Source organism: Cryobacterium sp. N21 (assembly GCF_002929575.1).
Classification (GTDB): Bacteria; Actinomycetota; Actinomycetes; order Actinomycetales; family Microbacteriaceae; genus Cryobacterium; species Cryobacterium flavum.
Genome location: NZ_PJJQ01000034.1, coordinates 52,349 through 66,841 on the forward strand (window position 1 = coordinate 52,349; position 14,493 = coordinate 66,841).

At 66.4% G+C, this 14,493-nt stretch carries 14 protein-coding genes; 10 read left to right on the forward strand and 4 right to left on the reverse strand.

Annotated elements, in window-relative coordinates; all coding sequences use genetic code 11:
* The first annotated feature begins 7 nt into the window (after positions 1-7).
* Entirely contained in the window at positions 8-790 is a 783-nt protein-coding gene (locus tag CXY77_RS12410; protein ID WP_174774950.1) for an SDR family NAD(P)-dependent oxidoreductase, read from the forward strand.
* 213 nt (positions 791-1,003) lie between these two features.
* On the opposite strand, the gene CXY77_RS12415 is transcribed toward CXY77_RS12410, so the two are convergent.
* From CXY77_RS12415 to CXY77_RS12425, 3 genes are all read right to left on the reverse strand, one after another.
* On the reverse strand, positions 1,004-2,620 hold the full coding sequence (locus CXY77_RS12415; RefSeq protein WP_092340575.1) for a cation acetate symporter: 1,617 nt from the start codon (positions 2,618-2,620) through the stop codon (positions 1,004-1,006).
* Positions 2,617-2,964, reverse strand: a complete 348-nt coding sequence (locus CXY77_RS12420) for a DUF485 domain-containing protein (protein WP_092340576.1) — start codon at positions 2,962-2,964, stop codon at positions 2,617-2,619. Before CXY77_RS12420 ends, CXY77_RS12415 begins: the two co-directional genes overlap by 4 nt.
* Positions 2,965-3,052: 88 nt before the next feature.
* On the reverse strand, positions 3,053-4,972 hold the full coding sequence (locus tag CXY77_RS12425; protein ID WP_104130150.1) for an AMP-binding protein: 1,920 nt from the start codon (positions 4,970-4,972) through the stop codon (positions 3,053-3,055).
* A gap of 106 nt (positions 4,973-5,078) precedes the next feature.
* Between CXY77_RS12425 and CXY77_RS12430 the strand changes: the two genes are divergently transcribed.
* The 8 genes from CXY77_RS12430 to CXY77_RS12465 all read left to right on the forward strand — a co-directional run bounded on the left by CXY77_RS12430 (position 5,079) and on the right by CXY77_RS12465 (position 12,145).
* Entirely contained in the window at positions 5,079-5,774 is a 696-nt protein-coding gene (locus CXY77_RS12430) for a GntR family transcriptional regulator (RefSeq protein ID WP_104130151.1), read from the forward strand.
* Between the two features lie 31 nt (positions 5,775-5,805).
* Complete coding sequence (locus CXY77_RS12435) at positions 5,806-7,341, forward strand: MmgE/PrpD family protein (RefSeq protein ID WP_104089397.1); 1,536 nt, start codon at positions 5,806-5,808, stop codon at positions 7,339-7,341.
* On the forward strand, positions 7,341-8,270 hold the full coding sequence (gene prpB / locus CXY77_RS12440; protein ID WP_092340579.1) for a methylisocitrate lyase: 930 nt from the start codon (positions 7,341-7,343) through the stop codon (positions 8,268-8,270). Before CXY77_RS12435 ends, prpB begins: the two co-directional genes overlap by 1 nt.
* 9 nt (positions 8,271-8,279) lie before the next feature.
* Entirely contained in the window at positions 8,280-9,419 is a 1,140-nt protein-coding gene (locus CXY77_RS12445) for a bifunctional 2-methylcitrate synthase/citrate synthase (protein ID WP_104130152.1), read from the forward strand.
* Between the two features lie 93 nt (positions 9,420-9,512).
* Complete coding sequence (locus CXY77_RS12450; protein WP_104130153.1) at positions 9,513-10,076, forward strand: phosphoribosyltransferase; 564 nt, start codon at positions 9,513-9,515, stop codon at positions 10,074-10,076.
* Complete coding sequence (locus CXY77_RS12455) at positions 10,073-10,780, forward strand: Type 1 glutamine amidotransferase-like domain-containing protein (RefSeq protein ID WP_104130154.1); 708 nt, start codon at positions 10,073-10,075, stop codon at positions 10,778-10,780. The genes CXY77_RS12450 and CXY77_RS12455 overlap by 4 nt, the downstream gene beginning before the upstream one ends.
* A 71-nt stretch (positions 10,781-10,851) precedes the next feature.
* A complete protein-coding gene (locus CXY77_RS12460; protein ID WP_104130155.1) occupies positions 10,852-11,574 on the forward strand; it encodes a uracil-DNA glycosylase in 723 nt (240 codons plus the stop codon).
* Complete coding sequence (locus CXY77_RS12465; RefSeq protein WP_199181920.1) at positions 11,567-12,145, forward strand: GNAT family N-acetyltransferase; 579 nt, start codon at positions 11,567-11,569, stop codon at positions 12,143-12,145. The genes CXY77_RS12460 and CXY77_RS12465 overlap by 8 nt, the downstream gene beginning before the upstream one ends.
* Before the next feature lie 18 nt (positions 12,146-12,163).
* On the opposite strand, the gene CXY77_RS12470 is transcribed toward CXY77_RS12465, so the two are convergent.
* Complete coding sequence (locus CXY77_RS12470; RefSeq protein ID WP_104130156.1) at positions 12,164-12,982, reverse strand: SDR family oxidoreductase; 819 nt, start codon at positions 12,980-12,982, stop codon at positions 12,164-12,166.
* A gap of 77 nt (positions 12,983-13,059) precedes the next feature.
* Between CXY77_RS12470 and CXY77_RS12475 the strand changes: the two genes are divergently transcribed.
* A complete protein-coding gene (locus tag CXY77_RS12475) occupies positions 13,060-14,490 on the forward strand; it encodes an amidase (RefSeq protein WP_104130157.1) in 1,431 nt (476 codons plus the stop codon).
* The last annotated feature ends 3 nt before the right edge of the window (positions 14,491-14,493 follow it).

Genomic DNA, 14,493 nt, shown 5'->3' on the forward strand with positions numbered 1-14,493 from the left:
TGGAGAAATGAGTATTCGACGAGTGGTTGTGACCGGAGCAAGTTCAGGAATTGGAGCGGCGACGGCACGCCTGTTCCGGGAGCATGGTTGGAACGTGGTGGGGGTCGCACGGCGGGCCGACCGTCTCAAAGCGCTGCAGGCCGAAACCGGAGCGGATGTCTTCACCGCCGACCTCACGGTGCAGGCGGATGTCGACGCCTTGCGCGACTACCTCGCCGCCAGCGGCCCGGTGCACGCCCTCGTCAACAATGCCGGCGGCGCCAAGGGTCTTGACTCGGTCGAGGCCGGAAGCATCGAAGACTGGGCCTGGATGTTCGAGATCAACGTGCTCGCCGTCAAGCGGGTCACCACGGCCATTCTGCCGCTGCTGCGCGCCGGTATGGCCTCCGGGGCCGGATCGGCCGATATCGTGAACGTCACCTCGATTGCCGGGCACGTGGCTTACCTCGGCGGTGGCGGCTACAACGCGGCGAAGTTCGCCGCGCACGCCATGACCGAGGTGCTGCGCCTCGAACTGTCGGGGGAGCCGATTCGGGTGATCGAGATCGCGCCGGGCATGGTCAGAACGGATGAGTTCGGCCTGGTTCGCTTCGACGGCGACGCCGACAAGGCCTTCGCGGCCTACGAGAACGTTCCCGATCCGCTCTCGGCGGAGGACATCGCCGAGACGATCGTGTCGAGCGTTGAGCGCCCCGCGCACGTGAACCTCGACCTGATCGTGATCAAGCCGGTCGCCCAGGCATCGTCGACCCGCGTCGCCCGCGGCCCCCTAATGGTGCGCGAGGACTAACCGGGGGCCGCGGGTTCCGGCGCGGCCCGGCTGCGCGGGACCAGCGCCAATTCGCGCCCGGAGCGAGAGAGAGTTCTGGCCTGGCCACAACTCCCACGCGACGCGCCGCGCTGGACCTGAGCCAGTGCGCGGGAGTTCCGCCTCCCGCGGGGCACAGCAAACGGGCCGGACAGGATGTGCATCCTGGCCGGCCCGTTCGTTGCACTGCGGGGGTTAGTGCTCGACAGCCTTCTCGGCGCCATGCCCGGTGAGCGAACGCACCGACATCTCGGCGGCGAGCTTCGGGCTCTCCTTCACCGTGCTGGTGACCGATCCGAGCCAGCCCAGGAAGAATCCGAGCGGGATCGAGACGATGCCGGGGTTGCTCAGTGGGAAGATCGCGAAGTTCACGTCAGCACCGAACATGGAGGTCTCCGTACCGGAGAACACCGGCGAGAAGATGATCAGCAGCACGGCCGAGGCGAGTCCGCCGTACATGCTCCAGACCGCGCCCCGGGTGGTGAACCCACGCCAGAACAGGGAGTAGAGGATGGTCGGCAGGTTGGCGCTCGCCGCGACGGCGAAGGCCAGGGCCACCAGGAAGGCAATGTTCTGCCCCTGCACGCCGATACCACCGGCGATGGCCAGGATGCCGATCACGATCACGGTGCGACGAGCGACCTTGACCTCGTCGTCGGGGTTTCCCTTGCCCTTCTTGATGACGGAGCCGTAGATGTCGTGCGCGAAGCTGGTTGCAGCCGTGATGGTGATGCCGGCCACAACGGCCAGGATCGTCGCGAACGCGATGGCCGAGATGAAGCCGAGCAGCAGCGGACCACCGAGAGCGAGCGCGAGCAGCGGGGCTGCCGAGTTCACTCCACCGGGAGCGGCGAGAACGGTGTCAGCACCAACGAGAGACGCGGCACCGAAGCCGAGCACCAGCGTGAAGATGTAGAACGCGCCGATGAGCCAGATTGCCCAGACCACCGAGCGACGAGCTTCCTTCGCGGTCGGAACCGTATAAAAGCGCATGAGCACGTGCGGCAGGCCGGCGGTTCCAAGAACGAGGGCCAGAGCCAGGGAGATGAAGTCCAGCGGGTTGGCGCCGTACTTCAACCCCGGAGCCAGAATGTCGGCGCCCGAGGCGGAGATTGCGACGGCGCTGTCGAGCAGGTTCGACAGGCTGAAGCCGTTGATCGCCAGCACCCAGATGGTCATGGCGAACGCACCGATGATGAGCAGGAACGCCTTGACGATCTGCACCCAGGTGGTGCCCTTCATGCCGCCGACCAGTACGTAGACGATCATGAGCGCGCCGACGACGGTGACCACGATGGATTGGCCGAGCTTGTCGTTGATGCCGAGAAGCAGCGACACGAGTCCGCCGGCTCCCGCCATCTGGGCGAGCAGGTAGAAGAAGCAGACGGCCAGGGTAGTCGTCGCCGCTGCCACGCGCACGGGGCCCTGGTTCAACCGGAAGGAGAGCACGTCGGCCATGGTGAACTTGCCGGTGTTGCGCATGAGCTCCGCAACCAGCAGCAGGGCCACGAGCCAGGCGACGAGGAATCCGATCGAGTACATGAATCCGTCGTAGCCGCTGACGGCAATTGCGCCGACGATGCCCAGGAACGATGCCGCCGACAGGTAATCGCCGGCGATGGCGAACCCGTTCTGCGGTCCGGTGAACGAGCGGCCACCCGTGTAGTAATCAGCCGCCGTCTTGTTGTTGCGGCCGGAGCGGATGACGATGATCAGGGTCACCGCCACGAAGGCCAGGAAAATCGAGATGTTCAGGACCGGGTTGTTCTCAACCGGTTTGACCGCGGTGGCCAGTAAGTGCAGTGCGTTCATCGCTGTTCCATCCGCTCGAGTTCAAGGCGAAGTTCTTCGGTGCGGGGGTCGATCTTGCGGTTGGCGAAGGTCACGTACGTCATGGTGATGGCGAAGGTCGTGACGAACTGGCCGAGGCCGAGGAGCAGACCGATGTTGATGCTGCCGAAGACCGGCGTGGCCATGAAGTCGTGCAGGTAGGCCGCTGCGAGAACGTAGGCGATGTACCAGACGAAGAAGAAGATGGCCATTGGTACGACGAACTTGTTGCGGGTGCGCTTCAACTCGAGAAAACGGGGGGTCTTCTCAAACGCCTCGTAGTCGATACGGGACTTCGGTGGGGCGTCTTTCACTGCTTCACTCATGGGGCCTCCTTGCCTCAGGGACGGAAAATTTGGGTTTTGCGGAAAAAGTGTGGGTGCGCGGTGGGGGTGGGGAGTGGTCGTGACCGGGTTAGGAAACGGATGCTGACAACGCTCGTTTCAGATCGTCAAGAACGGTGGGGTCTTCGATGGTGGGGGGAACGGAATATTCTTCACCATCGACGATTTGCCGAATGGTTTTGCGAAGAATCTTGCCCGACCGCGTTTTGGGCAGTCGGTCGAGTATGGTGACGTCGCGAAACGCTGCGACCGGGCCGACATGCTCCCGGACGAGGGCGACGAGTTCTGCGGCGAGTACGTCGTGTTGCACCGTACTGCCGGCTTTGAGGGTAACGAATCCAGCGGCACGCTGACCCTTGAGCGGGTCGTGCACGCCGAGCACGGCGCACTCGGCGACGGCCGGGTGCAGCGTGAGAACCTCTTCGAGAGAGCCGGTCGACAGTCGGTGCCCGGCCACGTTGATGACGTCGTCGGTGCGGCCCATCACGAACAGGTAGCCGTCCGCGTCGAAATGACCGGAGTCACCGGTGGCGTAGTAACCCGGAAAAGCGGTGAGGTAGGAACTTTCGAATCGTTCCTCACTGCCCCAGACCCCGAGCAGGGTCCCGGGTGGCAGCGGAAGGCGGATGGCGATGTTGCCGTCCTTGCCGATCTTTTCGATCGGCTTGCCCTTGGAATCCAGAATGGCGATGTCATACCCGGGAACCGGAACGGTGGCCGAACCCGGCTTCGTGGGCAACTCCTCGATGCCGAGCAGGTTGGCGCAGATCGGCCAGCCGGTTTCGGTCTGCCACCAGTGGTCGACCACCGGGCAGTGCAGCCCGTTATTGGCCCAGTGGAAGGTTTCGGGGTCGAGGCGCTCGCCGGCCAGGAACAGGCTGGTCAGGCTGGACACGTCGTGATTCTTCAGCTCGAGCAGGTCGGGATCGACGCGGCGGATGGCCCGAATGGCGGTCGGCGCGGTGAACAGCACCTTCACCTTGTGCTCGTCGACGACGCGCCAGAACGCACCGGCGTCGGGCGTTCCGATCGGTTTGCCCTCGTAGATGACCGTGGTCGCGCCCGCCAGTAGCGGTGCGTAGACGATGTAGGAGTGCCCGACCACCCAGCCGACATCGGACGCAGCCCAGTAGACGTCGCCGGGGCCTACGTTGTAGACATTGCGCATCGACCAGTTCAGGGCGACGGCGTGGCCGCCGTTGTCGCGGATGATGCCCTTGGGCTTGCCGGTCGTGCCGGAGGTATAGAGGATGTACAGCGGGTCGTCGGAGCGCAGGGCCACCGGGTCGGCCGGTGCCGCCGTGGCCTCTTCGTCGGCCCAGTCGAGCCAGACGGCATCCGCTTTCTGGTAGTCGGCGGCCGACCCGGGAATGCTGTCCCGGTTGCGTACGATCACCGTGTGCACCGAGCCCTGGCTGAGGGCGAGCGCTTTCTCGACCAGCGGCAGATATTCCACCCCGCGGCCGGGTTCCAGACCGCCGGATGCCGTGACGATGACACTCGGGCGGGCGTCATCAATGCGTACGGCCAGTTCGGTCGCGGCGAAACCTCCGAACACGACCGAGTGCACAGCCCCGATGCGCGCGCAGGCGAGCATGGCGACGACGGCCTCGGGGATCATCGGCAGGTAGATGATGACGCGGTCTCCGGTGCCGACGCCGTTGGCGCGGAGCACGCCGGCGAATCTGGCGACGCGGCCGAGCAGCTCGAGGTAGCTCAGCTGAACCCGGGTGCCGGTCATGGCGGAGTCGTAGATGAGCGCCGTGTGGGCGCCCCGGCCAGCCAGAACGTGCCGATCGAGGGCGTTGTAGCTCGTGTTGAGCATTCCCCCGGGAAACCAGCTTCCGGTAGCTTTGCCGTTGACGGCGAGTGCACTTGTCGGCTGCGTGATCCAGTCGATACCCTCGGCGGCCTCAAGCCAGAAGTCCTCCGGCGACGAAATGCTGCGTCGCCAGGCCTCCCGGTAGCCCCCACCTGATTCGCCGTTCATGTCTACCTTCTCCATCGAAGTGCCTCTGTATACAAAGAGTGGTTGAAGTATTGCATATAACCCAGCTATGTGGAATAGGATCGCTATTGTGTATACAGAAACCGCAATGTTGGGGTTAGACGTACCGCTTCGAGCTAGCGAGCGGGCGTACCGTCAGCTGCGCGGGGAGATTCTCAACGGCCTCCTCGCCCCCGGCGCTGCCCTGCTCGAAGTAGAACAAGCCGAGCGCATCGGCGTCTCCCGCACCCCGCTGCGCGAAGCGGTCGCCCGGTTGATCGCCGACGGTCTCGTTGTCGGCCGTCGCGGCCGCGGTTTCGAAGTGACCGACATCTCCGTCGACAGCATCTCCGAACTGTACGAACTGCGCCAGGCGCTCGAGGTGCAGGCGATCCGCCTGGCCGCGACTCGGCGCGAACCCGCACCGTTCCTGAAGCTGCGCGACGCGTTTGTGACGGCGCCGGAGCTGCTGGACCAGGGCGATATCGGTGTGCACCGCTACTACGTGCTGATCGACGAACTCGAAGATGCCGTCGACGCGGCCGTTGAAAACCCCTTTCTCGTCGGCGCCCTGCGCGCCGTACGCACCCACTTGGCCCGTATCCGTCGGCTGGCCCAGAGAAATCCGATGCGGCTTCGTGCCGCAGCGTCCGAGCACCTGCTGATTATCGACGCCATCATCGCCGGCGACCCGTCGCTGGCAGCCCATGCCACCCATATTCATCTTCACCAAAGCCTCTTGAGCGTCCTCGCGACGATCGACGAGGACTCGGCAACTGGTGTCAATCCGGCTCTTGTCGATTAACGACTCCGGCCGACTAACGAAGGGATCCACCGTGCAACTGCACCACGTTCGAGTTCACAAGAGCGACGAGAATCTGGCCCGCGAGGACCAGCTGGCCTGGAAGATCGCCGAGGTCGCCGCCGACCCCGCTCTGGTCTCCGAGGAAGTGACCGAGATGGTCATCAACCGCGTCATCGACAACGCCTCCGTTGCCGCGGCCAGCCTGACCCGTCGTCCAGTGATCGCCGCTCGCTCGCAGGCACTCTCGCACCCGCGTTCCAACGGTGGCGACGGCGCGACCGTGTTCGGCCTCGCGCCGGCTCGCCGGGTGTCCCCCGAATGGGCAGCCTGGGCGAACGGCGTCGCCGTGCGTGAACTCGACTATCACGACACGTTCCTGGCCGCAGAGTACTCGCACCCGGGTGATAACATCCCCCCGATCACCGCCGTCGCCCAGCACCTCGCCGCCTCTCGCGGCCTGACCGGCGGCGACCTGATTCGCGGCATCGCCACCGGCTACGAGATTCAGATCGACCTGGTGAAGTCGATCAGCCTGCACGCCCACAAGATCGACCACGTTGCCCACCTCGGCCCGTCCGTGGCCGCCGGCATCGGCACCCTGCTCGGCCTCGACAAGGAGATCATCTTCCAGGCCGTCGGCCAGGCGCTGCACACCACGACCGCAACCCGCCAGTCACGGAAGGGCGAGATCTCCAGCTGGAAGGCGCACGCCCCGGCATTCGCCGGCAAGATGGCCGTCGAGGCCGTTGACCGGGCCCTGCGCGGCGAGACCAGCCCAACGCCCATCTACGAGGGCGAAGACGGCGTCATCGCCTGGCTTCTCGACGGACCGGAGGGCTCCTACGACGTATCGCTGCCCAAACCCGGAAGCATCAAGCGCGCGATCCTGGACAGCTATACCAAGGAGCACTCGGCCGAGTATCAGGCGCAGGCCTGGATCGATCTCGCTCGCAAGCTACACAACGAGCACCCGGAGCTGCTCGTGGCCGGTGCGATCAAGAGCGTCGTGATCCACACCAGCCACCACACTCACTTCGTGATCGGCTCCGGCGCCAACGACCCGCAGAAGTATGACCCCACCGCGAGCCGCGAAACCCTCGACCACTCCATTCCGTACATCTTCACGGTGGCGCTGCAGGACGGCACCTGGAACCACGTCGATTCCTACAGCCCCGAGCGCGCGGGTCGACCCGACACCATCGCCCTCTGGAACACCGTCACCACGACCGAAGATGCGGAGTGGACGCGTCGCTACCACTCCCTCGACCCGGCCGAGAAGGCCTTCGGCGGTCGCGTGGAGATCGAACTGGCCAATGGAACCCGCCTGGTCGACGAGATCGCCGTCGCCGACGCGCATCCACTTGGCGCTCGCCCGTTTGCCCGCGCGGAGTACATCAACAAGTTCCGCACCCTGGCCGCGCCGGTGATGGAGGTGTCCGAGATCGAACGCTTCCTCGCGCTGGCCCAGCGCCTGCCCGAGCTTGGTGCTGCCGACCTCGGGGGCCTGACCATCGTGGCCAAGCCCGGACTGCTCTCCGGGGTCGCCACGCCGAACGGAATCTTCTAATGCTGTACGCCGGCACGACCGCCGCCGACAAGCGGATTGCCCTGCGCCAGGGCCTAAAAAGCGGCAAGATTTTGCGCTACCCCGGCGCGTTCAACCCGCTGTCTGCCAAGCTCATTCAGCAGAAGGGGTTCGAGGGCGTCTACATTTCGGGCGCCGTGCTCTCGGCTGACCTCGGCCTACCCGACATCGGCCTGACCACCCTCACCGAGGTGGCCAGCCGGTCGCAGCAGATCGCCCGCATGACCGACCTGCCGGCGATCGTCGACGCCGACACCGGGTTCGGCGAACCGATGAACGTGGCCCGTACCATCCAGACCCTCGAAGACGCCGGCCTGGCCGGCATGCACATCGAGGACCAGATCAACCCGAAACGCTGCGGTCACCTCGACGGCAAGCAGGTCGTGGATGCCGACACCGCGATCAAACGCATCCGCGCAGCGGTCGACGCGCGGCGGGACCCGAACTTTCTCGTGATGGCGCGCACGGACATCCGTGCCGTCGACGGGCTGGACGCGGCCGTCACGCGCGCCAAACAGCTGCAGGATGCCGGGGCCGACGCGATCTTTCCCGAAGCGATGGGCAGCCTGGCCGAGTTTGAAACGATTCGCGCTGCGGTGTCGGTGCCGATCCTCGCGAACATGACCGAGTTCGGCAAGGGCGAGCTGTACACCGTGCAGCAGCTCGAAAACGTGGGCATGAACCTGGTGATCTTTCCGGTGTCGCTGCTGCGCCTGGCCATGGGGTCGGCCGCCCGCGGACTCGACGCGATCGAAGAGACCGGCTCGCTCACCACGATGCTGCCGGAAATGCAGCACCGCGCGGACCTGTACGAGTTGCTCGATTATGCGTCGTACAGTCAGTTCGATTCGGGTATCTTCGATTTCACGTTGAACCCGCACATTTCGACGCCCAGTTCGACGCAGGCCTAAAGGAGCACAATGTCTGACACCCAAACTGTCGAACCACACATCTATAAGGGACTGACCGGCGTCGTCGTCGACACGACCGCGGTCTCCAAGGTCAACCCGGAGACCAACTCGCTGCTCTACCGGGGCTACCCGGTGCAGGAACTCGCGGCGAAGAAGAGCTTCGAAGAGGTCGCCTACCTGCTCTGGCACGGCGAACTGCCCACAGACCAACAGCTCGCCGACTTCGAGGCACTCGAACGTTCGCTGCGGCACATGAGCCCGGTGGTCAAGCAAATCATCGACGAGCTGCCGCTGACCGCGCACCCGATGGATGTCGTGCGCACCGCGGTGAGCGTCATCGGTGCGAGCGACCCCGACGCCGAGAATCCGTCGGCCCAATCCGACCTCGACAAATCAATTCGTCTGTTCGCCCAGCTGCCCGCGATCGTCTCCTACGACCAGCGTCGCCGGCACGGACAGGGTCTGGTCGAGCCGCGTGACGACCTCGGCTACTCGGCAAACTTTCTGCACATGGCCTTCGGCGAGGTGCCGGAACTCGTCGTGGTCAACGCCTTCGACGTGTCGATGATCCTCTACGCCGAGCACTCCTTCAACGCGTCGACCTTCACCGCTCGGGTCATCACGTCCACCCTGTCCGACCTGTACTCGTCCGTGACCGGGGCGGTCGGGGCTCTTAAGGGTGCACTGCACGGCGGCGCGAACGAGGCCGTCATGCATACGTTCGCCGAGATCGGTCTCGAAGCCGGATCGGCGGCGCGGGCCGAACCGTGGCTGGAGAAGGCGCTCGCTGAGAAGCGCAAGATCATGGGCTTCGGGCACCGCGTCTACAAGAGCGGCGACTCGCGCGTGCCGACGATGCGGGCCTCGCTCGTCACCCTCGTGGAGCATTACCAGAAGCCGGAACTGCTCGAATTGTACGAAGCCCTCGAGACGGCGATGACGAACCGCAAGGCGATTCTGCCGAACCTTGACTACCCCTCGGGCCCGGCGTACCACCTGATGGGGTTCGACACCCTCACCTTCACACCGATCTTCGTGGCGGCGCGCATCACCGGGTGGACCGCGCACATTATGGAGCAGAAGAAGAGCAACGCGCTCATTCGTCCGCTGTCGGCCTATAACGGCGTCAATCAGCGGCAGGTGCCGTAGCGCTGTTCTTTTCAGAGCGGATGTCGCGCTGCCAGCTGGCAGCGCGGCATCCGCTGTGTGCGTGACGGGTCGGGATCTAGCTAGCATTGATGAATGACACTTGATGCCGAGGCCGTGCCCACTTCGCCCGCTATTGACCGCGAAATTCTGCAGTGGACCGACTTCGCTGAAGCGTCGCGCGAGTTGGCGACCCGAGTGCGGGAGAGCAGTTTTCACCCGGATGTCGTGATCGCCATCGCCCGCGGCGGCCTGCTGCTGGCCGGTGCCATCTCCTACGCGCTCGGCACCAAGAACTGCGGCAGCATCAACGTGGAGTTCTACACCGGCGTCGACGAGCGCCTGCCCGAGCCGGTGCTGTCGGCGCCGATGCTCGACGCACCGGCCCTGGCCGGCAAGAGGGTGCTGCTGGTCGACGACGTCTCCGACTCCGGCCACACCCTCGCGCTCGTCATTCGCCTGCTTGGCGAGACCGCCATGGAGGTGCGCACCGCGACGCTCTACACCAAGCCGCGCACCGTGCACGTGCCCGACTTCACCTGGCGCGAAACCGACAGGTGGATCGTGTTCCCCTGGTCGGCGCTGCCGCCGGTGCCGGGTGCGCCCGAGGATATTGCGCCCGAAGCGCTCGCCGACCTGACGGATGGGGTGCCCGCATGAGCGTGCACCTGGTCGGCGGCGGGGGAGACGCCGAGAGCGACATTCCGGTCTTCGCGACGTTCCTGTCCGAGGTCACGGCTCAGGCTTTCACAGCCGACCGCGACGAACCGATCGTGGCGATCATCACCGTCGGCCCGGGCTTAGCCCACGCCGAAGAACTGGCCGCTGCTCTCGGGCTTACCGCCGAGGCTCGACTGACCGTGCTCGCCCCCGGCGACGTCGCGGCCCTCACCTCCGTGTCCGCGGTCGACGGTATCATCATCGGCGGCGGCGTGACCCCCGACTATCTCGCCGCACTGCTACCGATCGCTGGGGAGATTCGCCGCCAGGTCTCGGCCGGCGTGCCCTACCTCGGTTTCTCGGCCGGCGCCATGATCGCCGCCGAACGCGCCCTGATCGGTGGCTGGCGCATCGGCGGCGTCGAGGTCACGCCCCAGGACGTGTCGGAGGGCCTCGACGAGATCACCCTCGCCCAGGGCATCGGACTGCTCGACGTGACGGTGGACGTGCACGCCGCCCAGTCCGGCAGCCTGTCCCGCCTGATCGCCGCGACCGAGGCCGGCCTCATCGACGGCGGCCTCGCCATCGACGAGAACACCGTGCTCGTGGTCGGCGAGGGGGCCCTCCGCGTGCTCGGAGCCGGCAGTGTCTGGAACGTCAGCCAGGCCGATGGCGGCGTGCTCGTGAGCACCATCGGTGCCTGATCTGCCCACCTGATGGCGGTAATTCAGCGGATACGCCCGCTTCCGCGCACGCGCCGCTGCGCAGTGCGCTCGTGAACCTCGACGCCCTTGCGGCCAGCGGTGAGATCGACCCGGGGTGGGCGCGAGCACTCGCGCCCGTGGCCGATGACCTGGCTCGGGTTTCCGAGTTTTTGACGAGCGAACGGGCCGCCGGCCACGAGGTGTTACCAGTGCCGGAGCACCTGCTGCGTGCGTTCCGGCAGCCGTTCGACGCCGTGCGGGTGCTCATCGTCGGGCAGGATCCGTACCCCACTCCGGGGCATCCAATCGGTCTGGCCTTCGCCGTCAATGCCGACGTGCGGCCCGTTCCGCGCAGCCTCGGCAACGTCTTCACCGAACTCGGCACCGACCTGGGCCTGCCGCGCCCCGAGCACGGCGACCTCTCCGCCTGGTCGAACCAGGGCGTGCTGCTGCTCAACCGAGTGCTCAGCGTGCGGGCCGGCGCTGCCGGTTCGCATCGGCGGCACGGCTGGGAAACCGTGACCGACCAAGCCATTCGCGCCCTGGTGGGGCGGCGACATCCGCTCGTGGCGATTTTGTGGGGCAAGGATGCCGCAGCGCTCACGTCCCTGCTCGGCGACACACCCGTGCTCGAATCGGCGCACCCGAGCCCGCTGTCAGCCCGGCGAGGATTCTTCGGCTCGCGCCCGTTCAGCGCGGCCAACCGGTTGCTCACCGAGCAGGGGGCGGCTCCGGTTGCCTGGGAGCTTCCGGTAATCTGGAACCAACCAGAAAGGGGAGTGCCCGGTGCTTGAGGAAGAATACGAGCCTCGTCGTCGGCTGCCCCGCCACCTGCGGCCGGAAGTTGCCGCCGAGGCACCGTTCGAATACGAGATGCGCGAGGTGCGGGCGACCGATCTGCCGCACATTCGCGAGATCTACAACTACTACGTGGCCAACAGCACCGTCACCTTCGACGAGGATGCGATGACGCTCGCCGAGTGGCGCGACAAGTTCTACTACCTGAACAAGCAGGGCATGCCGTTCATCGTCGCGGTCTCGCCGGCCGGCCAGATTCTCGGGTATGCCCTGGTCAGCCCGTGGAAGCAGAAGAAGGCCTACCGCTTCACGGTGGAGAACTCGATCTACCTCGGCGCCGCATCGACGGGCAAGGGTCTCGGGCGCGAGCTGCTCGGCGAGCTGATCAAACGCTCCAAGGCGGCCGGCCTGAAAGAGATCATCGCCGTCATCGCCGACCAGGGAGCGGATGCCTCGATCAAGCTGCACCGCGACTTCGGCTTCGAGGAGATCGGTCGCATGGGCAAGGTCGGCTTCAAGTTCGAGCGCTGGCTCGGCACGATTCTGCTGCAGAAGAGCCTGAAGTAGCCCCTCTCTCGCGACCTGTCAGAGGCGGGGGGTGTTCAGGCGGCCCACCGCGTTGAGCACCGCGCGGCGGGGGTAGATGCCCGCGACCCGCGCGAGCACGGCGTTGCGCGTTCCGACCAGCACAACGGATGGCGTCACCGAGCGGTCGAGCGCAGAGAAAGAGGCGCGCATGACTTCCTCTACGGTGAGCGGCGTCCCCTTCTTGCCGCCGCTGGTCTGGGCGACCTCGAAGAACTCGGTGTCGGCCGGGCCGGGGCAGATCGCGGTCACCTTGAGGCCGCTGGCCCTGGTCTCGTAGCTGACCGCCTCGGTGTAACTGAGCACATACGCCTTGGTCGCTCCGTAGACCGCCATGCGCGGCACCGGCTGGAACGCCGCCGTGCTGGCCAGATTCACCAGCGCCGCGGTGTGCGGATTCAGCGAGGCCGTCTCGACCAGGTCGGGCAGAAAAGCGTGGGTCAGCGCGGTCAGGGCGTGCACGTTGAGGGCCACCTGCTCACGTTCCCGATTCTCGTCGGAGTCGAGCACGGTGCCGAAGGTCGCGAAGCCCGCATTGTTCACGAGCGTGCCAATGGTGATCGAACGCTCGCGCAGGTCGCGCACCAGCTCGGTGACGGCATCCGCTTCGGTGAGATCGAGCGGAATCACGGTGGAGACCGTGCCGTATTTCTCGGCCAGGTCGACCGCGAGGGCTTCGAGGCGGGCCTGACGACGGGCGACGAGAACGAGATCCGCGCCGCGCTCGGCGAGCTTGTGGGCGTATCCGACCCCGAGTCCACTCGACGCTCCGGTGATAAGCGCGGTGGTACCGATGGGGTTGTACAAAGCGCTGGCCATGGCTTGAGGCTAGCTTTACTGCGCGTGCATAACCAGTGTTGGCTGCCCGCCGGTCCCGGTCGAACTAAGCTCGGCACATGGCTGATCCACACGAATTGACCGCCCTGGAACAATGGCAGGCCCTGCAGAGCCGCGAAATCAGCCCGAGCGAACTCACCGAGCATTACCTCGGGCGCATCGAGAAATTCAACCCGGCGCTCGGCGCTTTCGTCACCGTCACCGCGGATGCCGCTCGTGCCAGGGCCCGGTTCGTCGAAGAACGGATGCCCCGCACCGCCCCGCTCTGGGGTCTCCCATTCGCCGATAAAGACCTGTACCTGCGCGCCGGGGTACACGCCGGGTTCGGGTCGCGCCTGTTCGATGGCTACGTACCCGACCAGTCCGACGACCTCGTTCAGGCGCTCGACGACGCCGGCGGGGTCAGCCTCGGCACGACCAACACCCCCGAATTCGGCCTGGCCTCCTACACCGAAAGCCTCGCAGCGCCGCCCGCGCGCACCCCGTGGAACCTCGCGCTCGGTGCCGGCGGATCCAGCGGCGGCGCCGCCGTCGCGGTCGCAGCCCGGCTGCTGCCGTTCGCGCCCGGCTCCGACGGCGGCGGGTCCATTCGCATTCCCGCTGCCGCCTGCGGACTGGTCGGGCTCAAGCCGAGCCGCGGGCGCGTGCCCGCCGCCTCCGGCATCGACAAGCTCGGCGGCCTCCCGGTCGGCGGCCCGCTCGCCCGCACCGTAGCGGATGCCGCGCTGCTGCTCGACGCCATGATCGCTCCCCGAGACGGTCACCCCGACCACCACTACGCCCTGCGCGCCCCCGGCGATGAAACGCCGCTGCTCGCGGCGGCGGTGCGCGGCGAAGGCCGGTTTCAGCTCGGCGTCATGACCACCTCGGCCTGGGATAACGACTACTCCATAGCGATCGCCCCCGAAGCGCAAGCCGCCCTCGACCTGGCCGTCGCAGGGTTCGCCGCCCTGCACCACGGGCTCGAAGAGACCGCTTTGAAGCCCGACGCCAGCTACGTGCCGGCGTTCCGCACCATCTGGCAGGCCGGAGCTGCCGGTATCCCGGCTGAAACCGAGGCCGAGATCGCCCTGCTCGAACCGCTGACCCAGTGGCTGCTGGCCCGCGGCCGCGCGCTCGGTGCCCGCGACCTGGCCGAGGCGCTCGCCGCACTGACCGCGTTTGAGCGGTCGTTCATTCACCAGTTGTCAAAATTCGATGCCGTGCTGACCCCGGCCATGGCCCTGACGCCGCGACCGGTCGGCTGGTACGACGCCGACGACGCCGAGGCCAACTTCGCCCAGCAGGTGCAGTACACGCCGTTTACCTCGATGATCAACGTGAGCGGGTTGCCGGCCATCGTGCTGCCGGTGCACCAGACCGACGACGGCCTGCCGATGGGCGTGCAGCTCATCGGCAGGCCGGGCGGCGAGGCCACGCTGCTCGCGCTCGGCGCGCAGCTGGAGCGGCGCATCCGCTGGCAGGATCGGGTGCCGCCCGAGCCGGCGTAACCC

Excerpts from the sequence above, each read along its gene's own strand:
- CXY77_RS12410 (WP_174774950.1), top strand. The coding sequence starts at position 8 with ATGAGTATTCGACGAGTGGTTGTGACCGGAGCAAGTTCAGGAATTGGA.
- CXY77_RS12415 (WP_092340575.1), bottom strand. The coding sequence starts at position 2,620 with ATGAACGCACTGCACTTACTGGCCACCGCGGTCAAACCGGTTGAGAAC.
- CXY77_RS12420 (WP_092340576.1), bottom strand. The coding sequence starts at position 2,964 with ATGAGTGAAGCAGTGAAAGACGCCCCACCGAAGTCCCGTATCGACTAC.
- CXY77_RS12425 (WP_104130150.1), bottom strand. The coding sequence starts at position 4,972 with ATGAACGGCGAATCAGGTGGGGGCTACCGGGAGGCCTGGCGACGCAGC.
- CXY77_RS12430 (WP_104130151.1), top strand. The coding sequence starts at position 5,079 with ATGTTGGGGTTAGACGTACCGCTTCGAGCTAGCGAGCGGGCGTACCGT.
- prpB (WP_092340579.1), top strand. The coding sequence starts at position 7,341 with ATGCTGTACGCCGGCACGACCGCCGCCGACAAGCGGATTGCCCTGCGC.
- CXY77_RS12445 (WP_104130152.1), top strand. The coding sequence starts at position 8,280 with ATGTCTGACACCCAAACTGTCGAACCACACATCTATAAGGGACTGACC.
- CXY77_RS12450 (WP_104130153.1), top strand. The coding sequence starts at position 9,513 with ATGACACTTGATGCCGAGGCCGTGCCCACTTCGCCCGCTATTGACCGC.
- CXY77_RS12455 (WP_104130154.1), top strand. The coding sequence starts at position 10,073 with ATGAGCGTGCACCTGGTCGGCGGCGGGGGAGACGCCGAGAGCGACATT.
- CXY77_RS12470 (WP_104130156.1), bottom strand. The coding sequence starts at position 12,982 with ATGGCCAGCGCTTTGTACAACCCCATCGGTACCACCGCGCTTATCACC.
- CXY77_RS12475 (WP_104130157.1), top strand. The coding sequence starts at position 13,060 with ATGGCTGATCCACACGAATTGACCGCCCTGGAACAATGGCAGGCCCTG.